Raw genomic sequence first — 13,920 nt, forward strand, 5'->3', positions numbered from 1 at the left:
CCCCTCGCGCCGTGGTAAGGTTGTGAACACAACGGCGCGGGGTGGAGCAGCTCGGTAGCTCGCTGGGCTCATAACCCAGAGGTCGCAGGTTCAAATCCTGTCCCCGCTACTGATGGAAGAAGGGCCCGGAGTCATGGACTCCGGGCCCTTCTTCCATGTCCGGAAGGGGGTGGGACCGGCCCCCGCGGTCGGGCCCGGAGTTTGGGGCACTGACGCATCGGGAAGTCGACAAAACGCTGAAGTGACTTCATCGGCGGCGGTATACCAGGTGTACGCGGGTTGCGGGTGGTGCGACGATGGGCCTCATGGGGGACAAGGCAAGGCTTGAGGGCGCCGGAGGTGGTGTGAGCCGCACGGGACTTCCCGAAGCCCGCGACATCGAGGCCATCAGCGCGCTGGGCGCCCGGCTGCTGCGCCGGGGCGACCTGGAGGGCGCCGAGCCACACCTGCGCGCCGCCACCGCCGCCGGCGACCGCGCCGCCGTCAACAACCTGGGAGTCCTGCTCCACCAGCGAGGGCAGAAGGAGGAGGCCGCGGGATGGTGGCGCGTCGCCGCCGTCGCCGGATCGGCCGCCGCCGCCCACTCCCTGGGGCGCCACCACCGCGAGTGCGGCGACGAGGCGGCCGCCGAGCACTGGCTGCGGCAGTCCGCGGAGTCCGGACACGCGCTGGGGGCCTACGCCCTCGCCGATCTGCTGGAGCACCGCGGTGAGAACGAGGCCGGAAAGTGGTTCCGGGCCGCCGCCGAGCGCGGCCACCGCGAGGCCGCCTACCGCTACGCGCGCCTCCTGGCGCGCCGTCCCGGGAGCGGCACGGCCGAAGCCGAGCAGTGGTACCGCCAGGCCGCCGCGCGCGGCCATCGACGTGCCGCGCTGCGGCTGGGCGCGCTCCTGGAGGAGCGGGGCGAGACGAAGGAGGCGGCCCGCTGGTACCTGACGTCCGCCAAGGGCGGCGAGCCGCGTGCGGCCCGCGCGCTGGGGTTCCTGCTGCGCGACGCGGGCGACGCGGCGAGCGCTGCCGAGTGGTGGCGCCGCGCCGCGCAGGACGGCGACGGCAGCGCGGCCAACGCGCTGGGTGCCCTGCACGCGGAGCGGGGCGAGCGGCAGACGGCGGAGCGCTGGTACCGCGTCGCGCTGGAGGCGGGCGACATCAACGGCGCCTTCAACCTGGCGCTGTTGTGCGCGGCCCAGGGCCGTACCGCCCAGGCCGAGCAGTGGTACCGCCGTGCCGCCTACGCCGGGCACCGGGAGGCCGCCAACGCGCTGGCCGTGCTGCTGCTGCAGCGCGGTGACGAGGCCGGTGCCGAGCCGTGGTTCTCCAAGGCCGCCGAGGCCGGCAGTGTGGACGCCGCGTTCAACCTCGGCATCCTGCACGCCGGTCGTGGCGAGGAGGGGACGGCCCGGCAGTGGTACGAGCAGGCCGCCGCCGCCGGCCACACCGAGGCCGCCCTCCAGGTCGGCATCGCGCTGCTGCGCGAGGGCGACACCCACACGGCCGAGCGGCACCTGCGCCGGGCGGCGGGCGGCGGCAGCGTCGAGGGGGCCTTCCGGCTCGCGGCGCTGCTGGAGCGTCAGGCGCCGGCCGCCGGTGTCCTGGGCACCCACGGTCCGCCCGAGTACGAGGAGTGGTACGAGCGGGCGGCGGAGCAGGGGCACCGGCGCGCGCAGGTCCGGCTGGGCATGTGCGCGGCGGCGCGCGGCGACACCGTGCGGGCGGCGCGCTGGTACCGGGCCGCCGCCGAGGCGGGCAGCCGCAGCGGCGCCTTCAACCTCGGGCTGCTGTTGGCCCGTGAGGGCAGCGAGCCCGAGGCCGCCCTGTGGTGGACGCGTGCGGCCGAGGCCGGCCACGGACGTGCCGCGCTGCGGCTGGCGCTGCTGAACGCCCGGCGCGGCGACCTGGCGGCGGGCCGCCACTGGTGCGCCCGCGCGGTCGAGTTGGGGCCGCCCGAGGTCGCCGAGCGGGCGGCGCGGCTGAGTGAGGCCCTCCACGAGGAGCTGTCGGCCTGAGGGTGCTCCGGCCCCGCGGTCCCCGCGGGGCCGGAGCACCCGGGGGCACCCTCCCGCCCCCGGTGCGTCGCCGATTTGCACGGCTCGGAGCGAGGGGTTACTGTTGAGGCACAACGACGCGGGGTGGAGCAGCTCGGTAGCTCGCTGGGCTCATAACCCAGAGGTCGCAGGTTCAAATCCTGTCCCCGCTACTGGTGAGGCCGAGGCCCGGATCCCAAGGATCCGGGCCTCGGCCGTTTCTCGTGGATCGTCTCGCCCTCCGCCTCCCGCGACGCCGCGCGGGGGTGACGCGGGAGGCGGAAGGCGGAGGGCGAGTGTGAGGAAGACGACTGTGGGGGACCGATCCCGTCCGGGATCGGTCCCCCACAGTCGTGGCAGGAGGAGGGCGCGTCTCAGGCGGACGCGGCGCAGGAGGGGCACAGCCCCCGGTAGGTGACCGTCGCCTCCGAGAGCGCGAATCCGAAGCGCTCCGATTCCGGGAGCAGCGCGAGCGGGTCGCCGGAGGGGCTGACGTCACGGATCACGCCGCACCGCGAACAGACCAGGTGCTGGTGGCTGTGGTGCGCGTTCGGGTCGTACCGCTTGGCGCGGCCGTCCGTGCTGACCTCGATCACCTCGCCGATCGAGACGAGTTCCCCGAGGGTGTTGTAGACGGTCGCGCGGGAGATCTCCGGCAGCCGCTCGGCGGCTCGCGCGTGGACCTCGTCGGCGGTGTAGTGGACGTGCTCACCATCGAGGACCTCGGCGACGACACGCCGCTGGGCGGTCAGCCGCCAGCCGCGGTCCCGGAGACGTTGAAGCAGGTCGCTCATGTTTCCACCTTAGCAGCGCGTGTCCACGGCCGGATCGAGTACGGTTCTCAGCGTCTTCTTGACTTAGACATTGTCCAATGTAGGATCGCGTTCGGCTTCGGCCAAGGGGACAGGACAGATTCAGGAGGCGCATGTGACTGCCCAGATCGAGAACGCCGGACCGTTGACCACGGAGGCCGGTGCTCCCGTCGCGGACAACCAGAACAGCGAGACCGCCGGTGTGGGTGGCCCGGTCCTGGTCCAGGACCAGCTCCTGCTGGAGAAGCTCGCCCACTTCAACCGCGAGCGCATCCCGGAGCGCGTCGTCCACGCGCGGGGTGCCGGCGCCTACGGCACCTTCACCGTCACCGCCGACGTGACGAAGTACACGCGGGCGAAGTTCCTCTCGGAGGTCGGCAAGCAGACCGAGGTCTTCCTGCGCTTCTCGACCGTCGCGGGCAACCTGGGCGCCGCCGACGCGGTGCGCGACCCGCGCGGCTTCGCGGTGAAGTTCTACACCGAGGAGGGCAACTACGACCTCGTCGGCAACAACACCCCGGTGTTCTTCATCAAGGACGCCATCAAGTTCCCCGACTTCATCCACACCCAGAAGCGCGACCCGTACACCGGCTCCCAGGAGGCGGACAACGTCTGGGACTTCTGGAGCCTGAGCCCGGAGTCCACCCACCAGGTGACCTGGCTCTTCGGTGACCGCGGCATCCCGGCCTCGTACCGCCACATGGACGGCTTCGGTTCGCACACCTTCCAGTGGAACAACGAGGCGGGCGAGGTCTTCTGGGTCAAGTACCACTTCAAGACCGACCAGGGCATCAAGTGCCTCACCCAGGACGAGGCCGACATCCTGGCGGGCAAGGACCCGGACAGCCACCAGCGCGACCTGCGCGAGTCCATCGAGCGCGGCGAGTACCCGAGCTGGACGGTGTACGTCCAGATCATGCCGGCGGACGAGGCGCCCACCTACCGCTTCAACCCGTTCGACCTGACCAAGGTCTGGCCGCACGCGGACTACCCGCTGATCGAGATCGGCAAGATGGAACTCAACCGGAACCCGGAGAACATCTTCGCCGAGGTGGAGCAGTCGATCTTCTCCCCGCACCACTTCGTGCCGGGCATCGGCCCCTCCCCGGACAAGATGCTCCAGGGCCGGCTGTTCGCCTACGGCGACGCGCACCGCTACCGGGTGGGCATCAACGCCGACCACCTGCCGGTGAACCGTCCGCACGCCGCCGAGGCCCGTTCCCACGGCCGTGACGGCTTCATGTACGACGGTCGCCACGGCCGTGCCAAGAACTACGAGCCCAACAGCTTCGGCGGCCCGACCGAGACCGGTCGCCCGCTGTGGCAGTCGGTCCCCGTCTCCGGGGCCACCGGCGAGGCGCCCGCCCCCTCGCACGCCGAGGACAACGACTTCGTCCAGGCGGGCAACCTCTACCGCCTGATGACGGAGGAGGAGAAGGGGCGCCTGATCGACAACCTGGCGGGCTTCATCGCGAAGGTCTCGCGCGACGACATCGTCAAGCGGGCCATCGAGAACTTCCGCCAGGCCGACGAGGACTACGGCAGGAGGCTGGAGGCCGCGGTCAAGGCCCTGCGCGGCTGATCCGACGGGTCGGCCTGCCGTATCGGCCGGAGGGACCGGACGCCAGTGGGCTCCGGTCCCTCCGGTGTCCTCCCGGGCGGGGGACCGCCCCTCAGGCCGCCACCGTGTCCGCGGCCACCGGCTCGTGGTCGCGCGCGGCACGTCCGGATCCGCTCCCGGACATCCAGCAGCGGACGATGTCGCGCACCGACACCACTCCCACCGGACCCCGGTCGTCGAGCACGATCAGGTGCCGGAAGCCGCCGCGGGTCATCGCCCCGGCGGCGTCCTCCAGGGTCCAGGCGGGCGAGGCGAAGACCACGTCGGTGGTGGTGTGCAGGTGGGCGAGTTCCCGGTCGGGGTCCTGGCCGGCGCCCACGGAGTCGAGGACGTCGCGTTCGGTGAGGATCCCGACGCCACCGGCGTCGGGATCGAGGACGACGGCCGCGCCGACCCGGCGGGCGGACATCAGCCGGGCGGCCTGGCGGAGGGTGTGGTGGGGGCCGATGGTGAGGACCACGGCGCTCATGGCGTCACGGACGAGGGTGGGCATGGCGGTCGGTGCCACCTCCTTGGCGGAATCCCCCTGTGAGAGAAGGAATTCACAAGCTCACAAACGAGGGGGTTCTCATGTTCACACGCCACCGGTGGCCCAACAAGGGGTGTGAGGGGCGGAGTTGACCGGGTTTCGGTCGCCCGGACCGTTTCCGGCCGGTCCCGCGCCCCGGCCCCGCACCCCGCCCGCCTTCGCTAGCGGTCGCCGAGGTAGGAGAGCAGCTCCTCGTGGAGCAGGCCGTTGGAGGCCGCCGCGTTCCCGCTGTGCGGCCCCTCGCGCCCGTCCAGCCCGGTGAAGGTGCCGCCCGCCTCCTGCACGATGATCGCGTTCGCCGCCATGTCCCACAGCGACAGCTCCGGCTCCGCGCACAGGTCCACCGAGCCCTCGGCCACCATCATGTACGGCCAGAAGTCGCCGTAGGCGCGGGTGCGCCAGCAGTCCCGCGACAGGTCGAGGAAGCCGCCGAGCCTGCCGCGGTCCTCCCACCCCGTGAGCGAGGAGTACGCGAACGAGGCGTCGGCCACCCGGGCCACCCGGGAGACCGACAGCCGGGTGGCCGACGACAGGCTGCGACCGCTGTACGCGCCGGCGCCCAGCGCCGCCCACCAGCGGCGGTTCAGGGCCGGGGCCGACACCACTCCGACCACCGGGCGGTCACCGTCCTCGCCCCGCTCCATCAGCGCGATCAGCGTCGCCCAGACCGGCACGCCGCGCACGTAGTTCTTCGTCCCGTCGATCGGGTCGATCACCCAGCGGCGGGGGCCGTGCCCCTCGCCGCCGTACTCCTCGCCCAGCACCGCGTCGCGCGGCCGTGCCCGTTGGAGCGAGGTGCGGATCAGCTCCTCGGCCGCCTTGTCCGCCTCGCTCACCGGCGTCATGTCGGGTTTGGTCTCGACCTTGAGGTCGAGGGCCTTGAACCGCTCCATCGTCGTGGCGTCGGCGGTGTCGGCCAGCACATGGGCGAGACGCAGGTCATCGTGGTAATCGGGCATGGACGAACAGTATCCAGCGGCCCGGCGGACCGGCCACAGGGGAGTGGCCAACCGAGTGGCCGAACGCGACGCCGCGGCACCGAAGCGGGCGGCGCGGGGACGGCGGCGGGACGCCGTCGCCCGCCGCCCGGTCGGTCAGTCGCCCTCCCGACGCTCCCGGGTGGCCAACAGCCGGCGCAGGGAGTACAGCCGGGCCGGATCGGCGTGGCCCTCGGCCACCCACGCGTCCAGCGCGCAGTCCGGTTCGTCGTGGCTGCAGGCGCGCGGACAGCCGTCCGTGCCCGGCACCAGATCGGGGAAGGCGTGGATCACCCGGGACGGGTCGACGTGGTGGAGACCGAACGACCGCACGCCCGGGGTGTCGATCACCCAGCCCTCGTCCTCGGCGGGCGGGAAGCCCGTCTCCCCGGTCAGCGGCAGGGCCAGGGCCGAGGTGGTGGTGTGGCGGCCGCGTCCGGTCACCGCGTTGACGTGGCCCGTGGCCCGCCGACGGTCCTGTGGGACGAGCGCGTTGACCAGGGTGGTCTTGCCGACCCCGGAGTGGCCCACGAAGGCGGTGACCCGGCCCAGCAGCGATCCCCGCACCCGTTCGGCGCCGCCGTCGGCCAGTTCGTCGCGCCGGGTCACCACATGGCGCACGCCCAGCGGCCGGTACGTCTCCAGCAGGGGATCGGGCGGGGCCAGGTCGGCCTTGGTGAGCACCAGCAGCGGTTCCAGTCCGGCGTCGTAGGCGGCCACCAGGCAGCGGTCGATCAGCCGCGGACGCGGCTCGGGGTCGGCCAGGGCGGTGACGATGGCGAGCTGGTCGGCGTTGGCGACGACGACCCGCTCGTAGGGGTCGCTGTCGTCGGCGGTGCGCCGCAGCACCGAGGAACGCTCCTCCACCCGCACGATCCGGGCCAGCGTGTCCTTCGCTCCCGAGAGGTTGCCCACGACGGCCACCCGGTCGCCGACCACCACGCCCTTGCGGCCCAGCTCGCGGGCCTTCATCGCCAGGACGGTGCGGCCGTCGACCAGGCAGGTGATCCGACCCCGGTCGACGGTGAGGACGAAACCCTCGGCGGCGTCCTCGTGCTTGGGCCGGATGCTGGTGCGCGGCCGACTGCCCCGGCGGTTGGGGCGGACCCTGATGTCGTCCTCGTCGGTGTGCTTGCCGTAGCGGCGCATGGCGGACCCGCCCCTACCCTCTGCTCCCGCCCCCGCCGAGCATGGCGCTCCACAGGTCGGGGAAGTCGGGCAGGGTCTTGGCGGTGGTCGCCACGTTCTCGACCTCCACGCCCTCGACGACCAGGCCGATCACCGCCGCCGCCGTGGCCAGCCGGTGGTCCTCGTAGGTGTGGAAGACCCCGCCGCGCAGCGGACGCGGGCGGATGACCAGCCCGTCCTCGGTCTCGGTGACGTCACCGCCGAGCCCGTTGATCTCCTTGGTGAGCGCGGCCAGCCGGTCCGTCTCGTGCAGCCGCAGATGCGCCACGCCCCGCAGCCGCGACGCGGAGTCGGCCAGCGCCGCGACCGCGGCGATGCCCGGGGTCAGCTCGCCCACCTCGCTCAGGTCCACGTCGATGCCGTGGATCCGGCCGGTGCCGGTGAGGGTGAGGCCGCGCTCGTCCAGCTCGCAACGGCCCCCCATCGCGGTGAAGATCTCCCGCAGCGCGTCACCGGGCTGGGTGGTGCGCTCGGGCCAGTCCGGGACGGTCACCCGGCCGCCGGTGACCAGGGCGGCGGCCAGGAAGGGCTGGGCGTTGGACAGGTCGGGCTCGACGACCAGGTCCCGGCCCAGCAGCGCCCCGGCCGTCACCCGCCAGACGTCGGGCTCGCCCCCGGACTCGGGGGTGTCCACCTGGGCGCCCGCGGCGCGCAGCATGTCCACCGTCATCCGGATGTGCGGCATGGAGGGCAGGGGTCCACCGGTGTGGCGGACCTCGACGCCCTGGTTGAAGCGGGCGCCGGAGAGCAGCAGCGCGCTGACGAACTGGGAGGACGAGGAGGCGTCGATCTCCACCGGCCCGCCGGTCAGGGAGCCGCCGCCGTGCACGGTCAGGGGGAGCGAGCCGCGCCCGCCGTCGTCGACGCGGGCGCCGAGGAGGCGCAGCGCGTCGATCACGCCGTGCAGCGGACGTTCGTGGGAGCGTTTGTCGCCGTCGAAGTGGACCGGCCCGTCGGCGAGGGCGGCGACGGGCGGCAGGAAGCGCATCACGGTGCCGGCGTTGCCGACGTCGACGGTGGCGGGGCCGCGCAGTCCGGCGGGGATGACGCGCCACGCCTCACCGGTGCCGCCGGGGGCGTCGGGCACGGAGGCGGAGTTGGAGGAGACCGTCTCCTCGATGCCCACGCCCATGGCGCGCAGCCCCTCGGCCATCAGCAGGGTGTCGCGGGAGCGCAGCGGACGGCGCAGCCAGCCGGGCTCGGAGGCGAGGGCGGCGAGCACCAGACCGCGGTTGGTGACCGACTTCGAACCGGGCACGGTGACGGTCGCGTCGACGGCGCCGGACGCGAGCGGAGCAGGCCAGAGAGAGGTGTTGTCGGTCATGGGGCCAACTCTAGTAGCCCGGGGAGGGCCCGGAATCCTGAGCACACGCAGAGAAAACACCCGGACGCGTCCGTGTCCGGGCGGAACGGACGGGTCGGGGGGCGCTTCGCGGGCCGGCGGGGGACGGCGGTCGCCTCAGAGCCCCAGCAGCCACTGCCCGCCGCCGATCAGCGAGCACAGCGCGACGGCGTGGAAGAGGAGGATCCACAAGGCCGCGGGGGCGTTCGTCAGCCTCGCCAACTGGTCGGCGTCGGAGTCCGGGGCCTCGCCGCGGCGCCGCTTGGCCTGGAGTTCGAAGACGGGGCGCACCCCGCCCAGCAGCAGGAACCACACCGCTCCGTAGGCGAAGGCCCCCCGGACCTCGGGTCCGGCGAACCACGACACCAGGAAGAACACGCCGCCCGTGACGACGACGCTCAGGACCCCGTAGGCGTTCCGCACCATCAGCAGCAGCGCCGACAGCAGCGCCGTGGCCCCCCACAGCAGGGCGGTGACGCGTCCGTCGGCGAGCAGCCACGCCCCGGCCAGCCCGAGCAGCGACGGAGCGGTGTACCCGGCGGCGGCCGTCAGCACCATCCCGATCCCGGTGGGTCTGCCGCGGGAGACCGTCAGCCCCGAGGTGTCCGAGTGCAGTCGTATGCCCTCCAGCCGTCGGCCGCTCAGCAGCGCCACCAACCCGTGTCCGGCCTCGTGGGCGATGGTCACCGCGTTGCGCGCCACGTGCCAGGGCCGCCGCGCCGCGACCACGGCCAGGGCCACCAGCGCGGCGACCACCACGACCGGCGGCGAGGGGGCCGGCTGCGTCCCGACGACGCGGTCCCACACCTCGGCGATGCCGTCGGCGGTGACGCTGTCCGTGCCCATGTCGGCCGTCCCCTTCCCCGGTCGTTCCGTGCCGCCCGCAGTCTGTCACGGCGTCCGGACGGAGCACCGGGGCGCCGGAGGGCACCGGGGCGGGCCGGTCCGCTCCGGTCTTCCCTCGCTCACCGTGCCACCGGCCCGCGGAACGTGGCAGGGTGGCAGGCATGTGCGGACGGTATGCGGCGAGCCGGAGGCCCGAGGAGTTGGTCGGGATCTTCGGAGTGGAGAAGTGGGACCCGGCCGAGACGCCGGCCCCCGACTGGAACGTGGCCCCGACCAAAGAGGTCTGCGCGGTGCTCGACCGACCGCTGAAGGACGGCGAGGACAAGCGGCCGGTCCGGCAGTTGAGGCCGCTGCGCTGGGGCCTGGTGCCGTCCTGGGCCAAGTCCCCGGACGTGGGCGTGAAGATGATCAACGCGCGGGCGGAGACCGTGCACGAGAAACCGTCCTACCGGCGCCCGTTCGCGGCGCGGCGCTGCCTGCTGCCCGCCGACGGCTACTACGAGTGGGTCACCGGGACGGCCGAGCGGCAGGAGGAGGAGAAGGGGAAACGGAAGCGCCCGCGCAAGCAGCCGTACTTCGTGACCCCGGCCGACGGTTCGGTGATGGCGCTGGCCGGACTCTACGAGTTCTGGCGGGACAGGACGCTGCCCGACGACCACCCGCGGGCCTGGTGGGCGACCTGTGCCGTGATCACCACCGAGGCGGAGACCGAGCCGTTCGCGGGCTTCGACGGTGACGGGGGCGGCGGGGGCCCGAGGACACTGGCCGACATCCACCCGCGCATGCCGCTGATGCTCACGCCCGACCGCTGGGACGCCTGGCTGGATCCGGCGCTCACCGACGTGGACCGGGTGCGCGAGCTGCTGGTTCCCCCGCCTCCGGGAGCCGTGCGGGCCTACCCGGTGAGCACCGAGGTCAGCAACGTGCGCAACAACGGTCCCGAGCTGGTGGAGGAGCTCGACGGGCCCGAGGCCGGCACGCTGTTCTGAGCCGTGGCCCGGGGCGCCGCCCACGGCGGACGGACGTGGAGAAGGACGGAGCGGAAGTGGACGGGACGGACACGGTGGGGACGGGAACGGCCGCCGGGGGCGGGGCGGCCCCCGACGCCGTCGAGCTGGTGGACACCCCGGCCGGGCCGGCGCGCGTGACCTGGCACCGCGCCCCCCGCGCCCGGCGGGTCCTGGCGCTCGGGCACGGCGCCGGAGGTGGTGTCGAGGCCCGGGACCTGCGGGCCCTGGCCGCCGCGCTGCCCGCTCACGGGGTGTCCGTCGCCCTGGTGGAGCAGCCCTGGCGGGTGGCCGGGAAGAAGGTGGCTCCCGCGCCCCGGACCCTCGACGCCGGGTGGCGGGCGGTGTGGCCGGTCCTGGAACGGGACGGGGCACCGGTCGTCTCCGGGGGGCGCAGCGCGGGGGCGCGCGTGGCCTGCCGGACGGCGCGCGAACTGGGTGCGCACGCCGTCCTCGCCCTGGCCTTCCCCCTCCATCCTCCCGGCAGGCCGGAGCGGTCCCGGGCGGAGGAACTGCTCGGTGCCGGCGTGGAGACCCTGGTGGTCCAGGGCGGGCGCGACCCCTTCGGCCGGCCCGACGAGTTCCCCCGGGAGGCGGAGGTCGTCGAGGTGCCGGGCGGCGACCACGGCTTCGCCGTCCCCCGGCGGGGTACGGTCGGCCAGGAGGCGGCCCTGGAACTGCTCACCGGGGCGGTGCGGGAGTGGCTGACGCGGGGGTGACCCCGGACGGGAATGCCCCCGCGGTCCGGCGTGTTGTGGCCCTGTGGAACACGTACGGACCACACGCACGCGCGAGGAGAGGGAGTCCACCCGACATGGGTTCGATCGCATGCCCGTCCCGCCCCGTGGGTACCCGAGCGACAGCGGCCCAGGTCGACTGGGCGACGCTGAGGCTGGCCGGACTCGTCGGGAACGCGCCCTTCCGGGCGGCGGAGGGGACGGATCGTCGTCTATCCTCCGGTTCGAACGAGTCCGCAGTCGGACTCGCAACCGCATCGGAGGAGGTGGGTCCGGTCGCCGGGACCGACGACGCCGCGCGCCAGGAGCCGGCGGAGACCGAGGCCGAACGGAACGCGCGCTTCGAGCGGGACGCCCTCGTCTTCCTGGACCAGATGTACTCGGCGGCCCTGCGCATGACGCGCAATCCGGCCGACGCCGAGGACCTGGTGCAGGAGACCTACGCCAAGGCGTACGCGTCCTTCCACCAGTTCCGTCAGGGCACCAACCTCAAGGCGTGGCTGTACCGCATCCTCACCAACACCTTCATCAACTCGTACCGCAAGAAGCAGCGTGAACCGCAGCGCAGCGCGGCCGAGGACATCGAGGACTGGCAGTTGGCCCGCGCCGAGTCGCACATGTCGACCGGACTGCGCTCGGCCGAGTCCCAGGCGCTGGACCGCCTGCCGGACTCGGACGTGAAGGAGGCCCTCCAGGCCATTCCGGAGGAGTTCCGGATCGCGGTCTACCTCGCGGACGTCGAGGGGTTTGCCTACAAGGAGATCGCGGACATCATGGGGACACCCATCGGTACGGTGATGTCCCGTCTCCACCGGGGCCGCCGCCAGCTGCGCGGAATGCTGGAGGACTACGCCCGTGAGCGCGGGCTGGTCCCGGCGGGCGCGAACGGCGCCACCACGCCGGACGAGTCGCACGACCGGAAGGGCTCGGGCTCATGAGTTGCGGAGAGCCGCACGAGACGGACTGCGCCGAGGTCCTGGACCACCTGTACGAGTACCTGGACCGCGAGATGCCCGAGGGGGATCGCGCGAAGTTCGAGCAGCACTTCGACGAGTGCTCGCCCTGTCTGGAGAAGTACGGTCTGGAACAGGCCGTGAAGAAGCTGGTCAAGCGGTGTTGCGGACACGACGCCGTCCCCACCGACCTGCGCTCCAAGGTGATGGGCCGCATCGAGTTGATCCGCTCGGGGCAGGCCGTCCCCGAGCAGCCGGTGGTGGACCCGGCCCGGACACCGCGGGAGAGCGGCCCCCGGCCCACCCGCCCCGGGGCCGCCCGGACACCGGGCGACGCCGGCGAGAACCGCGCCTGAGTCCCGGCCGGCTCCCCTTTCCGGATTCCACGCCGCGTGTCGGGCGGGTCTGCCCGCGGCCCTCTCCCGCGATGTGTCCGTACGCGTGCTCCGCGGCCTCCGTGGCGGTGCCGCGGCACCGCCACGGGCCGGCGCCAATTCACCCGAACGAGTCCGCCCGGTCGGGCTTCCGCCCCGGGGGAAGCGCGAGGCCGCCGATCCGGGGCGGTACGTCGCGCCGCCGTGCGCGGGCGGCGGCCCGCCTCCCAACCCCCCGGTGTCCCATGACCGATGGGTAATGAGCGCGCACCCCGGTGGGCATGGTTGGATGCGAACCGGGAACCGCGGCAGGGAGGAGGCCGCGGCAGGACGCCGCGGCGGGGCCGCGACCAGAAGGCCGGTGAGGACGAAACCGGAAGCAGGCGGGAGTCAGGCGGGAACATCGTGAGGATCTTCGGCAAGACGAGGCACCGGCCCTCCGCCGACTGGCGGTTGGTCACCGACCGCGCGTTCACGCTCATCGGTGACGGACGGTACGAGGACGCCGGCGCGCTGTTGACCCGCGCCGCCGATCTGGAACCGTGGTTGTCGGAGTCCTGGTTCAACCTGGCGCTGCTGCACAAGTTCCGGCACGACTGGGAACAGGCGCGCGCGGCCGGACTGCGCGCCGTCGCCCTCTTGGACCGTTCCACCGGGACCCCGGACTGGTGGAACGTGGGCATCGCGGCCACCGCCCTGCAGGACTGGGCGCTGGCCCGACGGGCCTGGCAGGCGTACGGCCTGCGGGTGCCGGACGCACCGCCCGGCGACCGGCCCGGGCGGCACGTCCGCGCGGAGCCGCCGACGGGCATGGAGCTGGGCAGCGCCGCCGTGCGCCTGTCCCCCGAGGGCGAGGCCGAGGTGGTGTGGGGCCGTCGGCTGGATCCGGCCCGCATCGAGGTGCAGAGCATCCCCCTGCCCTCCTCCGGACGCCGCTGGGGCGAGGTGGTGCTGCACGACGGCGTGCCCCACGGCGAGCGGACCACGGCCAGCGGCCACACCTATCCGGTCTTCGACGAGATAGAACTCTGGGCGCCCTCCCCGGTTCCGACCTGGGTGGTGCTGCTGGAGGCGGCGACCGAGGCGGACCGGGACGCGCTGGAGCGGCTGGCGGCCGACGCGGGCTACGCGGCCGAGGACTGGTCGTCGTCGGTGCGGCTGCTGTGCCGCACCTGTTCCGAGAGTCGGATGCCCAGCGACGAGGGCGGGGACGGGCCGCGGCACGACCCGCACGACCACAGCGTGCCGGGCCACCCGGGCCCGCTGGGGCACATGACCGCGGGCGAGCTGTGGGTGCCCGAGCGGGAGTGCGGGCTGGCGGCCCCGGCCGCCCTGGTGCGCGGGCTGCTGGACGGCTGGGTCGCCGACAGTCCGGACACCCGCGAGTGGCGGGACCTGGAGGAGGTCTGCTGAGGATCGGTCGGCGTGCCCTTCGGGAGGACCGAGCACACCGGGTCCGCGGCTGCCCGTAGTCTGTACGGGTTGTGGTGAGCACCGTGAGGGAGGCAGA

Annotated in this window: 13 protein-coding genes and 2 tRNA genes; 9 read left to right on the top strand and 6 right to left on the bottom strand. The window is 73.5% G+C overall.

Translation table 11 applies throughout. The features are described from left to right. Positions 1-35 precede the first annotated feature (35 nt). From F0L17_RS17730 to F0L17_RS17740, 3 genes are all read left to right on the top strand, one after another. Positions 36-109 (top strand) — tRNA-Met (locus F0L17_RS17730). Between the two features lie 196 nt (positions 110-305). Next, on the top strand, positions 306-2,006 hold the full coding sequence (locus tag F0L17_RS17735) for a tetratricopeptide repeat protein (RefSeq protein WP_238419413.1): 1,701 nt from the start codon (positions 306-308) through the stop codon (positions 2,004-2,006). Positions 2,007-2,123: 117 nt separating this feature from the next. After that, positions 2,124-2,197: transfer RNA gene (locus F0L17_RS17740), tRNA-Met, on the top strand. Between the two features lie 201 nt (positions 2,198-2,398). Here the strand turns inward: F0L17_RS17740 and F0L17_RS17745 are convergent. Further along, the gene (locus F0L17_RS17745; protein WP_155071843.1) at positions 2,399-2,818 is read right to left on the bottom strand and encodes a Fur family transcriptional regulator; all 420 of its coding nucleotides are present in this window, start codon (positions 2,816-2,818) and stop codon (positions 2,399-2,401) included. Positions 2,819-2,951: 133 nt separating this feature from the next. Between F0L17_RS17745 and F0L17_RS17750 the strand changes: the two genes are divergently transcribed. Further along, entirely contained in the window at positions 2,952-4,418 is a 1,467-nt protein-coding gene (locus F0L17_RS17750; protein WP_162466348.1) for a catalase, read from the top strand. A 91-nt stretch (positions 4,419-4,509) separates the two neighbouring features. On the opposite strand, the gene F0L17_RS17755 is transcribed toward F0L17_RS17750, so the two are convergent. From F0L17_RS17755 to F0L17_RS17775, 5 genes are all read right to left on the bottom strand, one after another. Further along, positions 4,510-4,950: a CBS domain-containing protein gene (locus F0L17_RS17755; RefSeq protein ID WP_155073796.1), complete on the bottom strand. Its 441-nt coding sequence runs from the start codon at positions 4,948-4,950 to the stop codon at positions 4,510-4,512. A 197-nt stretch (positions 4,951-5,147) separates the two neighbouring features. Further along, the gene (gene hisN, locus F0L17_RS17760) at positions 5,148-5,945 is read right to left on the bottom strand and encodes a histidinol-phosphatase (protein WP_155071844.1); all 798 of its coding nucleotides are present in this window, start codon (positions 5,943-5,945) and stop codon (positions 5,148-5,150) included. A gap of 135 nt (positions 5,946-6,080) precedes the next feature. Continuing rightward, entirely contained in the window at positions 6,081-7,112 is a 1,032-nt protein-coding gene (rsgA, locus tag F0L17_RS17765; RefSeq protein ID WP_155071845.1) for a ribosome small subunit-dependent GTPase A, read from the bottom strand. A gap of 13 nt (positions 7,113-7,125) precedes the next feature. Further along, a complete protein-coding gene (gene aroA, locus F0L17_RS17770) occupies positions 7,126-8,475 on the bottom strand; it encodes a 3-phosphoshikimate 1-carboxyvinyltransferase (protein WP_155071846.1) in 1,350 nt (449 codons plus the stop codon). A 135-nt stretch (positions 8,476-8,610) separates the two neighbouring features. After that, entirely contained in the window at positions 8,611-9,339 is a 729-nt protein-coding gene (locus F0L17_RS17775; RefSeq protein WP_155071847.1) for a M50 family metallopeptidase, read from the bottom strand. 161 nt (positions 9,340-9,500) lie between these two features. On the opposite strand from F0L17_RS17775, the gene F0L17_RS17780 reads away from it, so the two are divergent. The 5 genes from F0L17_RS17780 to F0L17_RS17800 all read left to right on the top strand — a co-directional run bounded on the left by F0L17_RS17780 (position 9,501) and on the right by F0L17_RS17800 (position 13,823). Continuing rightward, on the top strand, positions 9,501-10,328 hold the full coding sequence (locus F0L17_RS17780; RefSeq protein WP_155071848.1) for an SOS response-associated peptidase: 828 nt from the start codon (positions 9,501-9,503) through the stop codon (positions 10,326-10,328). A gap of 74 nt (positions 10,329-10,402) precedes the next feature. Further along, positions 10,403-11,065: an alpha/beta hydrolase family protein gene (locus F0L17_RS17785; RefSeq protein WP_338018272.1), complete on the top strand. Its 663-nt coding sequence runs from the start codon at positions 10,403-10,405 to the stop codon at positions 11,063-11,065. Positions 11,066-11,349: 284 nt separating this feature from the next. After that, positions 11,350-12,021: a sigma-70 family RNA polymerase sigma factor gene (locus tag F0L17_RS17790; protein ID WP_420802430.1), complete on the top strand. Its 672-nt coding sequence runs from the start codon at positions 11,350-11,352 to the stop codon at positions 12,019-12,021. Beyond that, the gene (gene rsrA, locus F0L17_RS17795; RefSeq protein WP_155071850.1) at positions 12,018-12,392 is read left to right on the top strand and encodes a mycothiol system anti-sigma-R factor; all 375 of its coding nucleotides are present in this window, start codon (positions 12,018-12,020) and stop codon (positions 12,390-12,392) included. The genes F0L17_RS17790 and rsrA overlap by 4 nt, the downstream gene beginning before the upstream one ends. 423 nt (positions 12,393-12,815) lie before the next feature. Beyond that, positions 12,816-13,823 carry a tetratricopeptide repeat protein gene (locus F0L17_RS17800; protein WP_162466349.1) on the top strand — a complete coding sequence of 336 codons (1,008 nt, stop codon included), beginning with the start codon at positions 12,816-12,818 and terminating at the stop codon, positions 13,821-13,823. Positions 13,824-13,920 lie beyond the last annotated feature (97 nt).

This window comes from Streptomyces taklimakanensis (assembly GCF_009709575.1).
GTDB classification, from domain to species: Bacteria; Actinomycetota; Actinomycetes; order Streptomycetales; family Streptomycetaceae; genus Streptomyces; species Streptomyces taklimakanensis.